Raw genomic sequence first — 19,100 nt, forward strand, 5'->3', positions numbered from 1 at the left:
AGCCATGCAGATCTCGTTCACGATCGACGCCCAGGCTTTCGAGCAGGAGCAGAAGGAGCCGGTCAAAAAGACCCTGAAGATTTCCGACAGCGAAATCGCTCATGCCTTACAACGTATCGCCAAGGCGAGCCTGACCGAATACTTGAAAATGCTGGTAGAAGGCGGCATGCCGAGTCGGGCCGATGAAGCGAAACAGGACCGCTTGCTGTATCTGATTCAAAGCTACTTCGGGCAGACATTGCCGACCGAATCCCAGATATCGACGATTTTTCAGCTGACCCAGAGCCAAAGCAAAACCCTGCTGAAAAACACCGTTTCGCGCTTTCGCAATCAGCTGGACGATATTCTTCAGCACAGCATGCGAGCCGTGATCGAGTCTGCGGAACATGCGCAGACGGTGTACCTGGTGGTGATCAGTTCGGACGTCATTCGTGATGAGCTGAACATGCTGATCACACAGAACGAACCGACCTTCAAACCCATCACAAAACGTAAAGGCAGCGCCGGGCAGTTCGAGATTAGCGAGGATTCCCACGACCTGCTCTGCGCAACGCTGGGGATCAATGCCGTTCAGTGACATCGTGGCGGTCAGTGGATTGCTGCTGACCTTGACCACCTTCATGTTCAACCTGGCGTGGCCGAAGCTGCATGAAGCGCTGGAACTGGATGAAAACCAATCTGGCCCACTCGCCAGAAAACGTAGCCGGGAAAAGGTAACGAACGTTTTGTTCGCCTGCGCCCTCCCTCTGACCAGCGCCTTCCTGGCGCTGTTTTACGTCAACTTGCCTGCCGCTGTGAACATCATGGGCAGCAGCACGCTGGATCTTTGGGACTTTGACGTGGATCGCACGCTCTATGTGATGGTTGTGTTTGCACTGATGGTGTTTGCGCTATTCAACGCACGGCTGACCCTGCGCCTGTGTGCGAAATGGCGCAGCCTGCGTTAATCGCCAGAGGTAAAAAAAGGCCCTGTAAAAACAGGGCCTTTTCGTTAAACGCCGAACTGTGCGCGGTAAGCTTCAACCGCTGGCAGGTGTTGCTTGAGCTGCGGATCGTCCGCCAGGAATTCGAGCACCTGGTTCAGCGAGACAATGCTGATCACCGGAATGCCGAAGTCACGCTCCACTTCCTGGATCGCCGACAACTCGCCGTTGCCACGCTCCTGACGGTTCAGGGCGATGAGCACACCCGCCGCCTTGGCGCCGTCCTGGGAAGCGATGATCTGCATCACCTCACGGATGGCAGTGCCTGCGGTGATCACGTCGTCGATGATCAGTACGTCGCCGGTCAACGGTGCGCCGACCAGACTGCCGCCTTCGCCGTGAGCCTTGGCTTCCTTGCGGTTGAAGCACCATGGCAAATCACGATCATGATGCTCGGCCAGGGCCACTGCGGTGGTCGCCGCCAAAGGGATGCCTTTGTAGGCTGGACCGAACAAAACGTCGAACGAAATCCCGCTCTCGACGATGGCCGCCGCATAGAAACGACCCAGCTGCGCCAGGGCCGAACCCGAGTTGAAAAGCCCGGCATTAAAGAAGTAAGGACTGGTGCGCCCGGACTTCAGGGTGAACTCGCCGAAGCGCAAAACGCCGCGATCGATGGCAAAACGAATGAAATCGCGCTGATACGCTTGCATGAAAAAAACCCCAAATACCACGGATTTAGCTAATTAGGTTGACGCCGTGTATCATACACGCACGCGATTTTTGGGGCCATTTATGCGGATCATCAGTGTGAACGTCAATGGTATTCAGGCTGCAGTGGAGCGAGGGTTGCTCAGTTGGCTGCAAGCACAGAATGCCGACGTCATCTGCCTGCAGGACACCCGCGCCTCCGCCTTTGAACTGGACGATCCAGCCTTCCAACTGGATGGCTACTTCCTTTATGCCTGCGAAGCCGAAGTTCCCGCCCAAGGTGGCGTGGCTTTGTATTCGCGGCTGCAACCGAAGGCAGTCATCAGCGGTCTCGGCTTCGAGACAGCCGACCGCTACGGGCGCTACCTGCAAGCCGATTTCGATAAGGTCAGCATCGCGACCTTGCTGCTTCCTTCGGGGCAGAACGGCGATGAAGACTTGAACCAGAAGTTCAAGCTAATGGACGATTTCGCCCGTTATCTGGATAAACAGCGACGCAAACGTCGCGAGTACATTTACTGTGGCTCGCTGTACGTGGCGCAACAGAAGCTGGACATCAAGAACTGGCGTGACAGCCAGCAATCCCCGGGCTTCCTGGCGCCTGAACGCGCCTGGATGGACGAGATTGTCGGCAACATGGGCTATGTCGATGCCCTGCGTGAAGTCAGCCGTGAAGGTGACCAGTACAGCTGGTGGCCTGATAACGAACAAGCTGAAATGCTCAACCTCGGTTGGCGTTTCGACTATCAGCTGCTGACTCCGGGCCTGCGTCGCTTTGTACGTAGCGCACGCTTGCCACGCCAGCCACGGTTCTCGCAACATGCACCGCTGATCGTGGATTACGACTGGACGCTGACCATCTAAGCGTCTTTTCGCACACACAAAAAAGCCGACTTCAATGTCGGCTTTTTTGTGTGTGCTGACTTTTGGCTTTTTTGTAGGAGCGAGCCTGCTCGCGATAGCGGTGTGTCAGGCGACATCAACTCTGGATGTCGGACCGCTTTCGCGAGCAGGCTCGCTCCCACATGGGGATCTGTGCCGAGGCTTATTTGATCAACCGCCAGGTGAACGGATACCGGTAAGGCACCCCTTCATTGGCCTTGACGCCGGCAATGATCGTCAGCACCAGCGCACCGATCGCCAACAGCCCGAACAGAAAGAACCCGACGATCACCACCATCAGCAGTAAGCAGATGGCGGAAGCAATGGCGACGGTGATCTGAAAGTTCAGCGCCTCCTTGCCCTGCGCATCGATGAACGGGTCCATCTCGCGCTTCATCTGCCAGAGAATCAGCGGGCCGATCAGCGTGCCGAAAGGAATCCAGATCCCCAGCAAGGCGGACAGGTGACAAAACATTGCCCACTGCCGAACCTCTTTGCTCGGTGTGGGAAGCAGCTGTTGCTCGTCACTCATAACGCCCTCCTTGCCTGGAACAGTCCGATCAGTCGGCCAGTGCAGCCTTTTGCAGTTCGAAGATTTCGCTCATGCCTTTCTTCGCCAACTCAAGCATAGCGTTCAGTTCTTCCGGCTGGAACGGAGCGCCTTCGGCAGTGCCCTGGACTTCGATGAAGCCGCCAGTGCTGGTCATCACCACGTTCAGGTCAGTCTCGGCAGCCGAGTCTTCCAGGTAGTCGAGGTCGAGTACCGGCTCGCCCTGATACATGCCCACCGATACGGCAGCAATCATTTGTTTCAGCGGGTCGCCGCCTTTCAGGCCGCCGCGCTTCTTGATCACTTTCAAGGCATCGACCAGTGCAACCATGGCGCCGGTGATGGACGCGGTGCGGGTGCCGCCGTCAGCCTGGATCACGTCGCAGTCGACGTACAGGGTGACGTCGCCCAGCTTGGACATGTCCAGCGAAGCGCGCAGGGAACGGCCGATCAGACGCTGGATTTCCAAAGTGCGGCCGCCTTGTTTGCCACGGCTCGCTTCACGCTGGTTACGCTCGCCAGTGGCGCGCGGCAGCATGCCGTATTCGGCGGTCAACCAGCCTTGGCCCTGACCTTTGAGGAAACGCGGCACGCCGTTCTCGACGCTGACGGTGCAGATGACTTTGGTATCACCGAACTCGACCAGTACAGATCCCTCGGCGTGTTTGGTGTAGTTGCGGGTAATGCGGATCGAGCGGAGCTGATCGGCAGCGCGACCACTTGGACGTTTCATAGGGAATACCTGTACGGGGGACGGAAAACTGCGGAGCATTATAGAGCCGCAGGGCCACGAGTGGGCACTTCTAAAAAATCCCCGACGACTGAAGGCCCTGAACAGCGCTTTGCCGACGACCTGCAGCCCTTTGTCACACCGTGTGTTTGGGCGCATTCGCCCCACTGCGCTACAATCCTGCGCCTTTGCTGCCTCTGGGCTTAAATTCATATAGATCAGGCCTGCGAAACCTTTGGTAACGCATGAACCTGCATTGCGAGGTACCTCCATGGTGCACAGCATGACCGCCTTTGCCCGCGTCGAAAAAGCCGGCGCCCAAGGCACCCTGAGCTGGGAACTGCGCTCGGTCAACAGCCGCTACCTGGAGCCGCACCTGCGTCTGCCGGAGTCCTTTCGCGACCTCGAAGGCGCAGTCCGCGAAGCGCTGCGTCAGGGAATCTCCCGGGGCAAGCTCGAATGCACCCTGCGCTTCACCGAAGAAAATACCGACAAACCACTGCAAGTAGACCGCGAGCGCGCCGCTCAATTGGTCGCCGCCGCCGAGACCATCGCCAGCCTGATTAAAAATCCGGCCGCGCTGAACCCGCTGGAAGTCCTGGCCTGGCCCGGCGTGCTGGTGGGCGATGCGAGCGACCCGCAAGCCTTGAATGCAGAAGCACTGACGCTGTTCAACGAAGGCCTGAAAGAACTCAAGGCCGGCCGCGAACGCGAAGGCGCGGAGTTGGCGCGGTTGATCAACGATCGCCTGACCTCCATTGAAGAAGACGTGGTGACCCTGCGTGAACTGGTCCCGCAGATGCTCGCCACCCAGCGCCAGAAAGTGCTCGACCGCTTTGCCGACATGAAGGCCGAGATGGACCCGCAGCGGCTGGAGCAGGAAATGGTCATGCTCGCGCAAAAGAGCGACGTCGCCGAAGAACTGGATCGCCTGAGCACTCACATCATCGAAGTTCGCCGGGTGCTCAAATCCGGTGGCGCTGCCGGTCGGCGCCTGGACTTCCTGATGCAAGAGCTCAACCGCGAAGCCAACACACTGGGCTCCAAAGCCTTCGACCCGCGCAGCACCCAGGCGGCGGTCAACCTCAAAGTGTTGATCGAGCAGATGCGCGAACAAGTGCAGAACATTGAGTAAGGCAACCCTGACATGACCCACAGCACCGGCACCCTGTACATCATTTCCGCACCTTCGGGCGCGGGCAAGAGCAGCCTGGTCAAGGCCCTGACCGACGCTGATCAGGAGATCCGCGTCTCCGTCTCCCACACCACCCGCGCCATGCGCCCCGGTGAAGTGAACGGCGTGAACTATCACTTCGTCGAACGCAGCGAGTTCGTGAAGATGATCGAGCATGGGGATTTTCTCGAGCGAGCCGAAGTGTTCGGCAATCTCTACGGCACTTCGCAAAGCCACCTGCAGCAGACCCTGGACGAAGGCCACGACCTGATTCTGGAAATCGACTGGCAGGGCGCCGAGCAAGTGCGCAAGTTGATGCCCCAGGCCCGTTCGATCTTCATTCTGCCGCCGTCCCTGCAAGCCTTGCACCAGCGCCTGACCAATCGCGGCCAGGACAGCGACGAGATCATCGACGGCCGGATGCGCGAAGCCGTCAGCGAGATGAGTCACTACGTCGACTATGATTACCTGATCATCAACGACGATTTCGCCCACGCACTGCGCGATTTGCAGGCGATTTTCCGTGCCAATCAGCTTCATCAGAAGCGCCAGCAGCAGCGTAACGGAAAACTTTTGGCCGAATTGCTCGGCTAAACAGCTCTTCCCAAAACCGTTGCAAGGGCTTTACATTGGCACTTGCAGCGCGTCGAAGGGCTTGGTCAAAAAATCAGCGCTTCCCTAATCGCTGGTGATTTTTTAAACTGTTGAGTCCGCTCGCCCAACCGGGCAGCGCGCATATTGCATTCGCTCCGAGGAATACCATGGCCCGCGTAACCGTTGAAGATTGCCTAAACCACGTGGAAAACCGCTTTGAGCTGGTCATGCTGTCTACCAAGCGTGCCCGTCAACTGGCCACCGGCGGCAAAGAGCCACTGGTTCAGTGGGAAAACGACAAGCCTACCGTTGTAGCCTTGCGTGAAATCGCCGAAGGCCTGATGAGCTACGAGTTCATCGCCAACGCTGAAATCGTCGAAGACGAACCGCTGTTCGCAGCGTTCGAGGACGAGTCCAACGAGGCAGTCTAAGCCATGCCTGGTCGACGTAGCACGGCGCGGGGTCACAGCGAACGGCAGGTTTCATCATGCCGAGCATAGACGCCCTCGCCGATCGCTTATCGACCTACCTCGGCAAGGACCAGGTCAACCTGGTCCGCCGAGCGTACTTCTACGCCGAACAAGCCCACGACGGCCAACGCCGCCGTAGCGGTGAGGCGTACGTCACGCACCCACTCGCGGTTGCGAATATTCTTGCCGACATGCACATGGACCATCAGAGCCTGATGGCTGCGATGCTGCATGACGTGATCGAAGACACCGGTATTGCCAAGGAAGCGCTGCAAGCGCAATTCGGCGAAACCGTGGCCGAACTGGTCGACGGGGTCAGCAAACTGACCCAGATGAACTTCGAGACCAAAGCCGAAGCCCAGGCCGAAAACTTCCAGAAAATGGCCATGGCCATGGCCCGCGACATTCGCGTGATCCTGGTCAAACTGGCTGACCGCCTGCACAACATGCGGACCCTGGAAGTCCTGTCCGGCGAAAAACGCCGACGGATCGCCAAGGAAACCCTGGAAATCTATGCGCCCATCGCCAACCGGCTGGGCATGCACGCCATCCGCATAGAATTCGAAGACCTCGGCTTCAAGGCGATGCACCCGATGCGTTCCGCACGGATCAACCAGGCGGTCAAACGCGCCCGGGGCAACCGCAAGGAAATCGTCAACAAGATCGAAGAATCACTCAGCCACTGCCTGGCCATCGATGGCATTCAGGGCGAGGTCAGCGGTCGTCAGAAACACCTCTACGGCATCTACAAGAAAATGCGCGGCAAGCGTCGGGCCTTCAACGAGATCATGGACGTCTATGCGTTCCGGATCATCGTCGACAAGGTCGATACCTGCTACCGCGTGCTGGGTGCTGTGCATAATTTGTACAAACCGTTGCCGGGGCGCTTCAAGGATTACATCGCGATCCCCAAGGCCAACGGCTACCAGTCGCTGCACACCACATTGTTCGGCATGCACGGTGTTCCGATCGAGATTCAGATCCGCACCCGTGAAATGGAAGAGATGGCCAACAACGGCATCGCCGCCCATTGGCTGTACAAATCCAGCGGCGACGAGCAGCCAAAAGGCACTCATGCCCGCGCCCGTCAGTGGGTCAAAGGCGTGCTGGAGATGCAGCAACGGGCCGGCAACTCACTGGAATTCATCGAGAGCGTGAAGATCGACCTGTTCCCGGACGAGGTCTACGTGTTCACGCCCAAAGGCCGGATCATGGAGCTACCCAAAGGCTCCACGGCGGTCGATTTCGCTTATGCGGTGCACACCGACGTGGGCAACAGCTGCATTGCCTGTCGGATCAATCGTCGTCTCGCACCGCTGTCCGAACCGCTGCAAAGCGGCTCCACGGTCGAGATCGTCAGCGCCCCCGGCGCGCGACCGAATCCGGCGTGGCTCAACTTCGTGGTCACCGGCAAGGCGCGGACTCACATCCGCCATGCGTTGAAACTGCAACGCCGCTCCGAGTCCATCAGCCTCGGCGAACGCCTGCTGAACAAGGTCCTCAACGGTTTCGACAGCTCGCTGGAGAAAGTCGCAGCCGAGCGCGTCAAGGCGATGCTCACCGAGTACCGCCTGGAACTGATCGAAGACTTGCTCGAAGACATCGGCCTGGGCAATCGCATGGCTTACGTGGTCGCCCGCCGCCTGCTTGGCGAAGGCGAACAGCTGCCAAGCGCGGAAGGTCCATTGGCCATTCGCGGCACCGAAGGCCTGGTGCTCAGTTACGCCAAGTGCTGCACACCGATCCCGGGCGACCCGATTGTCGGCCACTTGTCCGCGGGCAAAGGCATGGTCGTGCACCTGGACAACTGCCGCAACATCAGCGAAATCCGCCACAACCCGGAAAAATGCATCCAGCTCTCGTGGGCCAAGGATGTCACCGGCGAATTCAATGTCGAACTGCGCGTCGAGCTGGAACACCAGCGCGGCCTGATCGCTCTGCTGGCCAGCAGCGTCAACGCGGCCGACGGCAATATCGAAAAAATCAGCATGGACGAACGCGATGGTCGCATCAGCGTGGTCCAACTGGTCGTCAGCGTGCACGACCGCGTGCACCTGGCCCGCGTGATCAAGAAACTCCGCGCCTTGACCGGGGTGATTCGCATCACCCGCATGCGCGCCTAAGCCCACTATTACAAGGAGTCATTCATGACCAAGACTGTTATCACCAGCGACAAGGCCCCGGCCGCCATCGGTACTTACTCCCAGGCGATCAAGGCTGGCAACACCGTTTACATGTCGGGTCAAATCCCTCTGGACCCAAAAACCATGGAACTGGTTGAAGGCTTCGAAGCCCAGACCGTCCAGGTGTTCGAGAACCTCAAAGCCGTGGCTGAAGCCGCTGGCGGTTCGTTCAAGGACATCGTCAAACTGAACATCTTCCTCACCGACCTGAGCCACTTCGCCAAGGTCAACGAGATCATGGGCAAGTACTTCGATCAACCTTACCCAGCCCGCGCCGCCATCGGCGTAGCAGCCCTGCCAAAGGGTTCGCAGGTTGAAATGGATGCCATTCTGGTCATCGAGTAATGCGTCCGGCGCAGCCCCAAGGGCTGCGCCGATTCTGTCTTGAAAGGATTCCACCATGCGCCATGCGCTAGCTCTCTCGCTGGTCGCCCTACTCTTGGGCGGATGTGCCAGCAACCCTGCCGACCGTGACATCAGCGGCACCTGGATCAATCAGGTGGCGATCGATGCTGCAGCCAAAGGCGGCCCCCTGCGCGAAGCGCTCCAGGCCTATGGCCCGAACCTGGAATGGGACGTCAACACCAAGGCCGGTCAGGCCCGCTACACCAATGGTTTTGAAAATGTCGACGGCAAGCTGCTGGGCGAAGAGTCCGGCGCCTGGAAAGTCGACTTTTATGGCAGCTCCGCCAGCGCGCTGAAGCGTGATGGCAAGCAACTGAGCCAAGTCGCCAGCGACAATGAGCCGGAGCAAGTCTTCCATCGCGCGCAGGTTACGGTGCCGGACGGCGCACCGATGGGTGCCAGTTTCGAACGCGCATTGTATTCGGCCTACATGGGCGGCAGCTGGAAAGTCGTCAGCGGTCCCGGCGAAGGCAATACCGTGCAATTCCAGGCTGACGGCCAGGTTGCCGGCCTACCGGGTGCGGATCGTTATGCCTTGTGTCTGGCGGGCGATTGCGCGTCGATGAGCGGCGGTCACGACAACATGTGGCTGCAAGCGAATGGCCAGGGCAATACCTGGATCTTTGCACGCAAGGGCAAAGAGCTGGAGATTCTCCAGGCCGTAAACACGGCTCAGGCAGACGAGATGCCATCGTTCACGCCGGGTAGTCGCAAGTGGTTGCTCGAGAAGCAGTAATCCGACCCTAAGGTCAACGCATAACCAATGTGGGAGCGAGCTTGCTCGCGATTGCAGTCTGTCAGTAAATAACTATGTTGACTGACACTCCGCTATCGCGAGCAAGCTCGCTCCCACATTTGGTTTGGGGTGACAGAAGTTAGCAGCGCCCTTCAAGGATCGCCACATAACCTTCGCGATAGCTTGGGTACTTCGGCGTCCAGCCCAAGGCCTTCGCCCGAGCATTACTGCACTGTTTGCTGCCAGTGCGACGCACGCTCTCATCTTCAGCCCATTCGGTCACGCCCAGATACTCACGCAACCAGCCCACCACTTCGGCCAGCGGCGCAGGCGCATCGTCCACGCCGATGTAGACGTCATCCAGCGCCACACCGCGTCGATCAGCCTCAAGCAAAAACGCCATCAACCCCGCCGCATCGTCGGCGTGAATACGGTTACCGTACAGCGGTGGATCAATCGCCACGCGATAACCCTGACGAACCTGCGTCAGCAGCCGTTCGCGACCCGGTCCGTAAATGCCGGTCAAGCGTACGATGCTGGCCGGAATGCCGCTTTGGAGTGCCACTTGCTCAGCCTCCAGCATCAATCGACCTGAAAAACCTGCTGCAATGGTCGGCGAAGTCTCATCAACCCACTCGCCATCCTGCTGGCCATACACACTGCTGCTGGAAACAAACAGCAGGCGATTGGGCACCTGCCCATAGTCGTTCAGCCACTCAAGCACATGCTGCAAGCCCTGCACATAAGCAGCGCGATAACCGGCTTCATCGTGATCGGTGGCGGCCGCGCAATACACCAGGTAATCCACCGCACCGACTGGCCAGGTCGCCGGACATTCTTCATTGAACAAGTCACCGGCAACGCCAATGACTCCCTCGGGCAAGCGTGAAACGTCACGCCTCAGGCCATGAACCTCCCACCCGCAAGCGACCAATTGCGTAGCCAGACGACTGCCAACATCACCGCAGCCGGCGATCAAAACAGAAGGCGCGGACATCAGAAAACTCCCTCAAGAAAGGTACAGACTAGCGCCCAAAATGGATGAGCGGCTAGTAATGGAGGAAAAAAAGAGACGCTATTACTTTTGTTAACAAGAATTAATTGCAATAATGCCAGCCACTTTTGTTCTCGGCCTCACGAGGCCTGGAAGAGCATCTACCGTTTTTCTTTCTCAGGTCCGGCCAGCATGACACGCAATCAATTCCCCGCTTCGCCAACCAAACGACCTCGCGCCTGGAGCGCAGTGGCCGCCCTGCTGCTCAGCCTGATGCTGGCGCCAACCGCCGCTTTCGCTGACGCACAAGCGCCAGCCGCTCCGGCAACCACTGTTGCTCCAGCTCCTGCCGATCACGCCGCACCGGCCGTTACCCCGGCTGCGATCGACCCGGCCCAAGCCGTAGACACCACCGCCGAAGACGTTCCGGAAGTCCTCGAAGCCGACAACACTCTGGGCATGGCCCACGACCTGTCGCCGTGGGGCATGTACCAGAACGCCGACATCATCGTGAAAATCGTGATGATCGGTCTGGCCATCGCCTCGATCATCACCTGGACCATCTGGATCGCCAAGGGTTTCGAGCTGATGGGTGCCAAGCGTCGTCTGCGTAACGAAATCGTCCACCTGAAAAAAGCCACCACGCTCAAAGAAGCCAGTGTGACAGCCACCAAGCAAGGCACCCTCGCCAATTTGCTGGTGCATGACGCGCTGGAAGAGATGCGTTTGTCGGTCAACAGCCGCGAGAAAGAAGGCATCAAGGAACGCGTTGCCTTCCGCCTTGAGCGTCTGGTTGCAGCCTGCGGTCGCAACATGAGCAGCGGCACCGGCGTACTCGCCACCATCGGTTCCACAGCGCCGTTCGTAGGTTTGTTCGGCACCGTGTGGGGCATCATGAACAGCTTCATCGGCATCGCCAAAACCCAGACCACCAACCTCGCCGTCGTGGCTCCCGGCATCGCCGAAGCCCTGCTGGCAACCGCGCTGGGTCTGGTTGCAGCGATTCCAGCCGTAGTGATCTACAACGTCTTTGCCCGCTCCATTGCCGGTTACAAGGCGCAAGTATCCGATGCCTCGGCTGAAGTCCTGCTGCTGGTCAGCCGTGACCTCGATCACCTGCCGACCACCGAGCGCTCCACGCAACCCCACATGGTCAAAGTAGGGTAATCAGCCATGGGCTTGCATTTGAAAGAAGGCGCAGACGACGATCTGGCCGAGAATCACGAAATCAACGTCACGCCGTTCATCGACGTGATGCTGGTGCTGTTGATCATCTTCATGGTGGCGGCCCCGCTCGCCACCGTGGACATCAAGGTCGACCTGCCCGCTTCCAGCGCCAAACCGGCGCCGCGTCCAGAGAAACCGGTGTTCCTCAGCGTCAAGGCTGACCAACGCCTGTTCCTCGGCGAAGACGAGGTGAAGGCCGAAGCACTCGGCGCCACCCTCGACGCCAGGACCAAAGGCAAGAAAGACACGACGATCTTCTTCCAGGCCGATAAAGGCGTGGATTACGGCGACCTGATGAGCGTGATGGACAACCTGCGCTCTGCCGGTTACCTGAAGGTGGGTCTGGTCGGACTCGAGACGGCAGTCAAGAAATGATCACGACGCGCCAAAAGCTGACGCGTTATAGCGGGAGCCTGGCCGTGGTGCTGGGCGTCCATGCGCTGGCCATTGCGCTGGCGCTGAACTGGACGTCGCGCCCACCGATCGAGCTGCCACCGCAGGCGATGATGGTCGAGTTGGCGCCGGTTCCGGCCCCGCCACCGCCGGCACCGCCAAAGGTCATAACGCCGCCGCAGCCACCCGCCCCGGTAGAAGAACTGCCGATACCGAAGCTGGCTGAAGTGCCAAAGGCCGAGATCGCCGTGCCGAAACCGGTCAAACCCAAGCCAAAGCCTCAACCGCCCAAGCCTGTGGAGAAAAAGCCGGAACCGCCTAAAGAGAAGCCGCCTGAGGAAAAACCGAGCGACGCGCAACCGACTCAGGCGCCAACGGAGAAATCCGCCCAGCCGGCACCGGGCCCATCACCGGCGCAGCAAGCGGCCAAGGCCAGCTGGCAAGGCACCCTGCTCGCTCACTTGGCCAAGTACAAGAAGTACCCGGCCAGTGCGCAGGCGCGGGGCAAGGAAGGCATGAACCGTCTGCGCTTCGTGGTGGATGCCGAAGGTAACGTGTTGTCGTTCGAACTGGTGGGCGGCTCTGGCACTGCCGATCTGGACCGGGCCACCCTGGAAATGATCAAGCGCGCCCAACCACTGCCGAAGCCACCGGCCGACATGTTGACCAATGGCGCCATCGAAATCGTTGCACCGTTTGTTTACTCGCTGGAAAAACGCCGACGTTAAAACAACGCCGTACCAATGTGGGAGCGAGCTTGCTCGCGATGACGGCGTGATAGTCAATGAAGATGTTGAATGTTATGGCCTCATCGCGAGCAAGCTCGCTCCCACAGGTTCTACGGTGCTTTCAACATCCGAGGAAGGCACCGAAAGGTGCCTTTTGCATATCCGCCCGCGGCAAACCTGCTTTGCCCTGTGTCACTCAACGCACTCAGTCTGATAACGTGCGTCTATCGATTGCAGCCGGTATGCTTGGCTAGCAACTTCATGGACGCTTGCTATGACTCTTACAGAATTACGCTACATCGTTACCCTCGCCCAAGAGCAGCACTTCGGCCACGCGGCCGAGCGTTGCCATGTCAGCCAGCCGACCCTGTCGGTGGGCGTGAAAAAGCTTGAAGACGAACTCGGTGTGCTGATTTTCGAGCGCAGCAAGAGCGCCGTGCGCCTGACCCCGGTCGGCGAAGGCATTGTCGCCCAGGCGCAGAAAGTGCTGGAACAGGCCCAAGGCATCCGCGAACTGGCCCAGGCCGGCAAGAACCAGCTGACCGCGCCGCTGAAAGTCGGCGCCATCTACACCGTCGGCCCGTACCTGTTTCCGCACCTGATCCCACAACTGCACCGGGTCGCCCCGCAGATGCCGTTGTACATCGAAGAAAACTTCACCCACGTGCTGCGCGACAAACTGCGCAACGGCGAGCTCGACGCGATCATCATCGCCCTGCCGTTCAACGAAGCCGATGTGCTGACCCTGCAACTCTACGACGAGCCGTTCTACGTCCTGATGCCGGCCCAGCACCCATGGACCCAAAAAGAATCCATCGACGCCGCCCTGCTCAACGACAAGAGCCTGCTGCTGCTCGGCGAAGGTCACTGCTTCCGCGATCAAGTGCTGGAAGCCTGCCCGACCCTGGCCAAAGGCAACGACGGCGCCAAGCACACCACAGTGGAATCCAGCTCCCTGGAAACCATCCGCCACATGGTTGCGTCCGGCCTCGGCATCTCGATCCTGCCGCTGTCGGCAGTCGACAGCCATCACTACGCTCCCGGCGTGATCGAAGTGCGCCCACTGACGCCTCCTGTGCCGTTCCGCACCGTGGCCATCGCCTGGCGCGCGAGCTTCCCGCGGCCGAAGGCGATTGAAATCCTCGCTGACTCCATTCGCCTGTGCTCGGTGGCCAAGCCGCAAGCACCGGTGGTTGCGGCCTAAGTCGCTGCCATGACCGAGTTGTCGCAAGTGTCGGTGACGGCACTCAAGGGTGTCGGCGAAGCCATGGCCGAGAAATTGGCCAAAGTCGGCCTGGAGAATCTCCAGGACGTGCTTTTTCACCTGCCGTTGCGTTATCAGGACCGCACTCGTGTGGTCCCGATCGGCCATTTGCGACCCGGGCAAGACGCCGTGATCGAAGGCACCGTCAGCGGCGCCGACGTGGTCATGGGCCGTCGCCGAAGCCTGGTGGTGCGCCTGCAGGACGGCACCGGCGGGCTCAGCCTGCGTTTCTACCATTTCAGCAACGCTCAGAAAGAAGGCCTTAAACGCGGCACACGCATTCGTTGCTACGGCGAAGCGCGGCCCGGTGCGTCGGGGCTGGAAATCTATCACCCGGAATACCGCGCAATTACCGGCGACGAGCCGCCGCCGGTGGACGAAACCCTGACCCCGGTTTACCCGCTCACCGAAGGCCTGACTCAACAGCGCTTGCGCCAACTGTGCATGCAAACCCTGACGATGCTCGGCCCCACCAGCCTGCCCGACTGGCTGCCGAACGAACTGGCGCGGGACTATCAACTGGCGCCGCTGGCCGATGCGATCCGCTACCTGCATCACCCGCCCGCCGATGCCGACGTCGACGAACTCGCCCTCGGTCATCACTGGGCGCAGCACCGTCTGGCTTTCGAAGAACTGCTGACCCATCAACTGTCCCAGCAACGTCTGCGCGAGAGCATGCGCTCCCTGCGAGCGCCAGCAATGCCGAAAGCCAGCAAGCTGCCGGCCCAGTATCTGGCCAACCTTGGTTTCACTCCGACCGGCGCTCAGCAACGGGTCGGTAACGAAATCGCCTACGACCTCAGTCAGCACGAGCCCATGTTGCGGCTGATTCAGGGCGACGTCGGCGCGGGCAAAACCGTGGTCGCTGCCCTCGCCGCACTCCAGGCCTTGGAGGCCGGCTATCAAGTCGCGCTAATGGCGCCCACCGAAATTCTCGCCGAGCAGCACTTCATCACCTTCAAACGCTGGCTCGAACCGCTGGGCATTGAAGTCGCGTGGCTGGCCGGCAAGCTAAAAGGCAAGAACCGCGTGGCCGCACTGGAGCAGATCGCCAACGGCGCATCCATGGTGGTCGGCACCCACGCGCTGTTCCAGGACGAAGTGCAGTTCAAGAACCTCGCGCTGGCGATCATCGACGAACAGCACCGTTTCGGTGTGCAGCAACGGCTGGCGTTGCGGCAGAAAGGTGTCGGCGGGCGGATGTGTCCGCATCAGTTGATCATGACCGCCACGCCGATCCCCCGGACGCTGGCCATGAGCGCCTACGCCGACCTCGACACCTCGATCCTCGACGAACTGCCGCCCGGCCGGACCCCAGTGAACACCGTGCTGATCACCGATACCCGGCGCGTCGAAGTCATCGAGCGGGTGCGCGGCGCCTGCGCTGAAGGGCGCCAGGCCTATTGGGTGTGCACGCTGATTGAAGAGTCGGAAGAGCTGACTTGCCAGGCTGCCGAAACCACTTACGAAGACCTCACCGCCGCCCTCGGCGAGCTGAAGGTCGGGCTGATCCACGGCCGCATGAAGCCCGTCGAGAAAGCTGCGGTCATGGCCGAATTCAAGGCCGGCAACTTGCAACTGCTGGTCGCCACCACGGTGATTGAAGTCGGCGTCGACGTGCCCAACGCCAGCCTGATGATCATCGAAAACCCCGAACGCCTCGGCCTCGCGCAATTGCACCAGTTGCGCGGTCGTGTGGGTCGAGGCAGCGCCGCCAGTCATTGCGTGCTGCTTTACCATCCGCCGCTGTCACAGATCGGTCGTCAGCGCCTGGGCATCATGCGCGAAACCAACGACGGGTTTGTCATCGCCGAAAAAGACCTCGAGCTGCGCGGCCCCGGCGAAATGCTCGGCACGCGTCAGACCGGCCTGCTGCAATTCAAGGTCGCTGACCTGATGCGCGACGCCGACCTGCTGCCCGCCGTGCGAGATGCCGCCCAAGCGCTGCTGGAACGCTGGCCGGATCACGTCAGCCCGCTGCTCGACCGCTGGCTACGTCATGGGCAGCAATACGGCCAAGTGTGAGCACCGTCGCAGTTTCTGAACCACCGTTCTGAGCAAGCTGGTTATACTCCTGCCATTGTTTTAAAACGGATACAGACCATGACCGAAGTTGCCCTCGCACCCGCCACCCCGCACGCTCCGTCGGTTATTCGGCTGATGCTGGGCAAACTGAGTATCGCCTACGAAGAAGTCCTCGACCATCACGGCCTGAACGCCGCACGCAAAGTGCAGGCTGTTCTGCTTGATGACGCCGTGGGCACCCTCATGGTGCTGTTCCCGCAGAGCCAATTGCTGGACCTCAATAGCCTCGCCGAACTGACGGGCCGCCGCCTCACCGCCGTGTCCACCGAACGGCTGGTAAAAATGCTCGGCAAACACAACCTGAGCCTGCTGCCCGGCATGCCGGCGCTCACCAGCTCACCGTGCCTGTATGAAGAAAGCCTGCTGCGCGAGCCGAAGTTGCTGATCAACGCGGGCGAGCCGGGCGTGTTGCTGGAGATCACCAGCGAAGACTTCAAGACCATGTTGACCAAGGCCAGCGCCGCCAACTTCGGCGAAGCCCTGACCAGCATTCGCCCGAACCTCGACCGCCCCCACGATGACCGCGAGGAAATCACCCAAGCCGTTCAAGCGTTCACCGCGCGGCGCATCCAGCAACGTCTGGAAGAGACCATCGAAATTCCGCCGCTGGCCGAGACCGCGCAGAAAATCATCAAACTGCGCGTCGACCCCAACGCTACCATCGACGACATCACCGGCGTCGTCGAAACCGACCCGGCCCTGGCCGCACAGGTTGTGAGCTGGGCAGCGTCGCCGTACTACGCGTCGCCGGGCAAAATTCGTTCAGTGGAAGACGCCATCGTCCGGGTGCTGGGTTTCGACCTGGTGATCAACCTGGCGCTGGGCCTGGCCCTGGGCAAAACCCTGAGCCTGCCCAAAGACCACCCGCAACACACCACGCCGTACTGGCAGCAATCGATCTACACCGCCGCCGTCATCGAAGGCCTGACCCGCGCCATGCCGCGCGCCCAGCGCCCGGAAGCCGGCCTGACCTACCTCGCCGGCCTGCTGCACAACTTCGGCTACTTGCTGCTGGCCCACGTCTTCCCGCCACACTTCTCGCTGATCTGCCGCCACCTGGAGGTCAACCCGCACCTCTGCCACAGCTACGTCGAACAACACTTGCTGGGCATCAGCCGCGAACAGATCGGCTCGTGGCTGATGCGCTACTGGGACATGCCAGAAGAACTGGCCACCGCGTTGCGCTTCCAGCACGACCCAAGCTACGACGGCGACTACGCCGAGTACCCAAACCTCGTGTGCCTGGCTGTGCGCTTGCTGCGTAGCCGTGGCATCGGCTCCGGGCCCGACGAAGACATCCCCGACGCGCTGCTAGAGCGCGTAGGCCTGACCCGCGACAAGGCCAACGACGTCGTCAGCAAAGTGCTTGAGGCTGAAGTGCTGCTGCGCGAACTGGCTTCGCAATTCACCCAGCCCTAAAAGTATCGCGGGCAAGCCACGCTCCCACAGGATTTACGCGATCCCTGTGGGAGCGGGCTTGCCCGCGATGAATCCAACTCAATCCAACTGAATGACACTAAACCCTGTGGCGAGGGGATTTATCCCCGTTCGGCTGCGCAGCAGTCGCAAACCCAGCCAACACAGTACGCCTGATACAACCCAGTCTCAGGCTTCAGGGCCGCTTCGCAGCCCAGCGGGAGCAAGCTCCCTCGCCACAGGGTCAATCACTCGAATCAAGCCTTGGCTTTAGCCTTCGCCTTCCGCGGCTTCAAATACTTGGTCAGCCCCTGGAACCAGATCACCAGCGCCGGGTTGCCCTTGATCTGAATCGACTTATCCTGAATCCCCGTCATAAACGCCAACTGCTTGTTCTTCGCCTGCATCGTGGCAAAGCCATACGCCGCGTCTTTAAAGGCAATCGCAAACGCTGGCTCGGCATACACGCCGGACTTGCTGGTAATTCGCTGATCCTTCACAAAGAAATGCCGCGCCACTTTCCCTTCCAGGGTCTGTAGCTGAAACACCAATTCCTTGTCACCCAACTGCTGCTGAAACGCAGGATTAGTCCGACTGGCCTTAGCCATCAACAAACCCAGCATCCACAGAAGAAAACGAAATTTCATGCGCACAGCCTCAAAAGGAAAATGAACGGCCGGCGCAGTGTAGCGGCTTCAAGCAAGAACGCCACTGTCGGGTTGCGTTAGAAGAAGATGCCCGTCTTTTTGACGCCAATGACTACCAAGTCACGCCAACCTGATCGCTCCCACGCGCAGCAAAGGAATGCATCCCGTGACGCTCCGCGTCACCTCCCAACACCGTCCCCACACCTGAAGAAACACAATCCTGTAGGAGTTGCCGAAGGCTGCGATCTTTTGATCTTGATCCCCTCAAACCTCTCGGACATTTCCTTCAACACGCCGGGCGATCCGTGAACTAGGCAGTCTTCGGTATCACCGATAGTCTCTGGTGGTCGCCGCAAAATCGGTGACACGGACGTGCAAGTCCGAATCCAGGTGCGCAATTGCTTATGGCTATTCGTCGAGCGTTTTCCTATGCTCGCGGATCGTTATGGCGGCTGTGCGTCGGAGACCTTCGGGTCTGCCGGTTCCTGGATCGGTCTTGCACACCAACGCACAGCTGCCACCTCTTTCGAAGTGCAAAGCGAAACGGTGTCGGTCTCTTAATTCCAGGAGCTACATCTATGATCAAGCCAACACCGAATCCTCCAGAACACGAAGCCACATCTCCCTACGAATCCCTCGATTCGAAAAAACTCCACGAAGCCGCCGAACGCGCCCTCGATCTTCACCTCGGCACACCGGCAGATAAAAAACCTAAACGTCGCAATGGCGGCCTCTTCATCGTCGCTCCCGACCTCCACACCGAAACCCTCCTGGCCAATGCTTCAGAAGATTTGCTGTCCATCAGCGCCATCGCCGCCGACTTGGCCGACGGTGTGGAAGGCTCACGTCGATCAGTCGCCTTGGCACTCAGCAGGATGGCAGACGGCGTACATCTGTTAGTGGAACGAGCACTGGATCACATTGATTTGCCGAATCCGACGGAGCATCGGGCGAAGGCGTAGCAACTTCGCGAATAGAGAACGGGGGG

21 protein-coding genes are annotated in these 19,100 nt (G+C 59.8%); 16 read left to right on the plus strand and 5 right to left on the minus strand.

Translation table 11 applies throughout. The features are described from left to right. Positions 1-4 precede the first annotated feature (4 nt). Both VD17_RS11025 and VD17_RS11030 read left to right on the plus strand, forming a co-directional pair. The gene (locus VD17_RS11025; RefSeq protein WP_046053850.1) at positions 5-577 is read left to right on the plus strand and encodes a hypothetical protein; all 573 of its coding nucleotides are present in this window, start codon (positions 5-7) and stop codon (positions 575-577) included. Further along, positions 564-947 carry a hypothetical protein gene (locus VD17_RS11030; protein WP_046053851.1) on the plus strand — a complete coding sequence of 128 codons (384 nt, stop codon included), beginning with the start codon at positions 564-566 and terminating at the stop codon, positions 945-947. The genes VD17_RS11025 and VD17_RS11030 overlap by 14 nt, the downstream gene beginning before the upstream one ends. 44 nt (positions 948-991) lie before the next feature. Here VD17_RS11030 and pyrE read toward each other — a convergent pair whose 3' ends face one another. Next, positions 992-1,636 carry an orotate phosphoribosyltransferase gene (pyrE, locus tag VD17_RS11035; protein ID WP_007934609.1) on the minus strand — a complete coding sequence of 215 codons (645 nt, stop codon included), beginning with the start codon at positions 1,634-1,636 and terminating at the stop codon, positions 992-994. A gap of 82 nt (positions 1,637-1,718) precedes the next feature. Between pyrE and VD17_RS11040 the strand changes: the two genes are divergently transcribed. Further along, positions 1,719-2,498, plus strand: a complete 780-nt coding sequence (locus VD17_RS11040) for an exodeoxyribonuclease III (protein WP_007934608.1) — start codon at positions 1,719-1,721, stop codon at positions 2,496-2,498. Positions 2,499-2,679: 181 nt separating this feature from the next. Here VD17_RS11040 and VD17_RS11045 read toward each other — a convergent pair whose 3' ends face one another. Both VD17_RS11045 and rph read right to left on the minus strand, forming a co-directional pair. Then, entirely contained in the window at positions 2,680-3,048 is a 369-nt protein-coding gene (locus VD17_RS11045; RefSeq protein WP_046053852.1) for a DUF4870 domain-containing protein, read from the minus strand. 28 nt (positions 3,049-3,076) lie between these two features. After that, the gene (gene rph / locus VD17_RS11050; RefSeq protein WP_046045041.1) at positions 3,077-3,799 is read right to left on the minus strand and encodes a ribonuclease PH; all 723 of its coding nucleotides are present in this window, start codon (positions 3,797-3,799) and stop codon (positions 3,077-3,079) included. Positions 3,800-4,067: 268 nt separating this feature from the next. Here rph and VD17_RS11055 point away from each other — a divergent pair, with 268 nt between their 5' ends. From VD17_RS11055 to VD17_RS11080, 6 genes are all read left to right on the plus strand, one after another. Continuing rightward, complete coding sequence (locus VD17_RS11055) at positions 4,068-4,931, plus strand: YicC/YloC family endoribonuclease (RefSeq protein WP_046053853.1); 864 nt, start codon at positions 4,068-4,070, stop codon at positions 4,929-4,931. 12 nt (positions 4,932-4,943) lie between these two features. Next, positions 4,944-5,564 (plus strand): guanylate kinase, encoded by a 621-nt coding sequence (gene gmk, locus VD17_RS11060; RefSeq protein WP_033059345.1) that lies wholly within the window; start codon positions 4,944-4,946, stop codon positions 5,562-5,564. Between the two features lie 167 nt (positions 5,565-5,731). Next, positions 5,732-5,995, plus strand: coding sequence for a DNA-directed RNA polymerase subunit omega (rpoZ, locus tag VD17_RS11065; RefSeq protein WP_007894670.1), 264 nt, complete (start codon positions 5,732-5,734; stop codon positions 5,993-5,995). A 56-nt stretch (positions 5,996-6,051) separates the two neighbouring features. Continuing rightward, entirely contained in the window at positions 6,052-8,157 is a 2,106-nt protein-coding gene (spoT, locus tag VD17_RS11070) for a bifunctional GTP diphosphokinase/guanosine-3',5'-bis pyrophosphate 3'-pyrophosphohydrolase (RefSeq protein ID WP_033059343.1), read from the plus strand. Between the two features lie 24 nt (positions 8,158-8,181). Then, positions 8,182-8,562 carry a RidA family protein gene (locus tag VD17_RS11075; RefSeq protein WP_003229509.1) on the plus strand — a complete coding sequence of 127 codons (381 nt, stop codon included), beginning with the start codon at positions 8,182-8,184 and terminating at the stop codon, positions 8,560-8,562. Positions 8,563-8,617: 55 nt separating this feature from the next. Then, on the plus strand, positions 8,618-9,358 hold the full coding sequence (locus VD17_RS11080) for a hypothetical protein (protein WP_046053854.1): 741 nt from the start codon (positions 8,618-8,620) through the stop codon (positions 9,356-9,358). 139 nt (positions 9,359-9,497) lie between these two features. On the opposite strand, the gene VD17_RS11085 is transcribed toward VD17_RS11080, so the two are convergent. Beyond that, positions 9,498-10,355: an SDR family oxidoreductase gene (locus VD17_RS11085; protein WP_046053855.1), complete on the minus strand. Its 858-nt coding sequence runs from the start codon at positions 10,353-10,355 to the stop codon at positions 9,498-9,500. Positions 10,356-10,544: 189 nt separating this feature from the next. Here VD17_RS11085 and exbB point away from each other — a divergent pair, with 189 nt between their 5' ends. The 6 genes from exbB (at position 10,545) to VD17_RS11115 (ending at position 17,468) form a co-directional block, all read left to right on the plus strand. Next, the gene (exbB, locus tag VD17_RS11090; RefSeq protein ID WP_046053856.1) at positions 10,545-11,519 is read left to right on the plus strand and encodes a tonB-system energizer ExbB; all 975 of its coding nucleotides are present in this window, start codon (positions 10,545-10,547) and stop codon (positions 11,517-11,519) included. 6 nt (positions 11,520-11,525) lie between these two features. Next, positions 11,526-11,954, plus strand: coding sequence for a TonB system transport protein ExbD (gene exbD, locus VD17_RS11095; protein ID WP_008150131.1), 429 nt, complete (start codon positions 11,526-11,528; stop codon positions 11,952-11,954). Further along, the gene (locus tag VD17_RS11100) at positions 11,951-12,700 is read left to right on the plus strand and encodes a TonB family protein (RefSeq protein WP_046053857.1); all 750 of its coding nucleotides are present in this window, start codon (positions 11,951-11,953) and stop codon (positions 12,698-12,700) included. Before exbD ends, VD17_RS11100 begins: the two co-directional genes overlap by 4 nt. A gap of 274 nt (positions 12,701-12,974) precedes the next feature. Then, complete coding sequence (locus VD17_RS11105) at positions 12,975-13,904, plus strand: hydrogen peroxide-inducible genes activator (RefSeq protein ID WP_008150125.1); 930 nt, start codon at positions 12,975-12,977, stop codon at positions 13,902-13,904. 9 nt (positions 13,905-13,913) lie between these two features. Continuing rightward, the gene (gene recG, locus VD17_RS11110; RefSeq protein ID WP_046053858.1) at positions 13,914-15,989 is read left to right on the plus strand and encodes an ATP-dependent DNA helicase RecG; all 2,076 of its coding nucleotides are present in this window, start codon (positions 13,914-13,916) and stop codon (positions 15,987-15,989) included. 78 nt (positions 15,990-16,067) lie between these two features. Then, positions 16,068-17,468, plus strand: a complete 1,401-nt coding sequence (locus VD17_RS11115) for an aminoacyl-tRNA deacylase and HDOD domain-containing protein (protein WP_046053859.1) — start codon at positions 16,068-16,070, stop codon at positions 17,466-17,468. 254 nt (positions 17,469-17,722) lie between these two features. Here the strand turns inward: VD17_RS11115 and VD17_RS11120 are convergent, their stop codons facing one another. After that, positions 17,723-18,112, minus strand: coding sequence for a hypothetical protein (locus tag VD17_RS11120; protein WP_046053860.1), 390 nt, complete (start codon positions 18,110-18,112; stop codon positions 17,723-17,725). Positions 18,113-18,690: 578 nt separating this feature from the next. Here VD17_RS11120 and VD17_RS11125 point away from each other — a divergent pair. Next, the gene (locus VD17_RS11125) at positions 18,691-19,074 is read left to right on the plus strand and encodes a DUF6124 family protein (RefSeq protein WP_046053861.1); all 384 of its coding nucleotides are present in this window, start codon (positions 18,691-18,693) and stop codon (positions 19,072-19,074) included. The last annotated feature ends 26 nt before the right edge of the window (positions 19,075-19,100 follow it).

The organism is Pseudomonas fluorescens (assembly GCF_000968015.1).
Taxonomy (GTDB): domain Bacteria; phylum Pseudomonadota; class Gammaproteobacteria; order Pseudomonadales; family Pseudomonadaceae; genus Aquipseudomonas; species Aquipseudomonas fluorescens_W.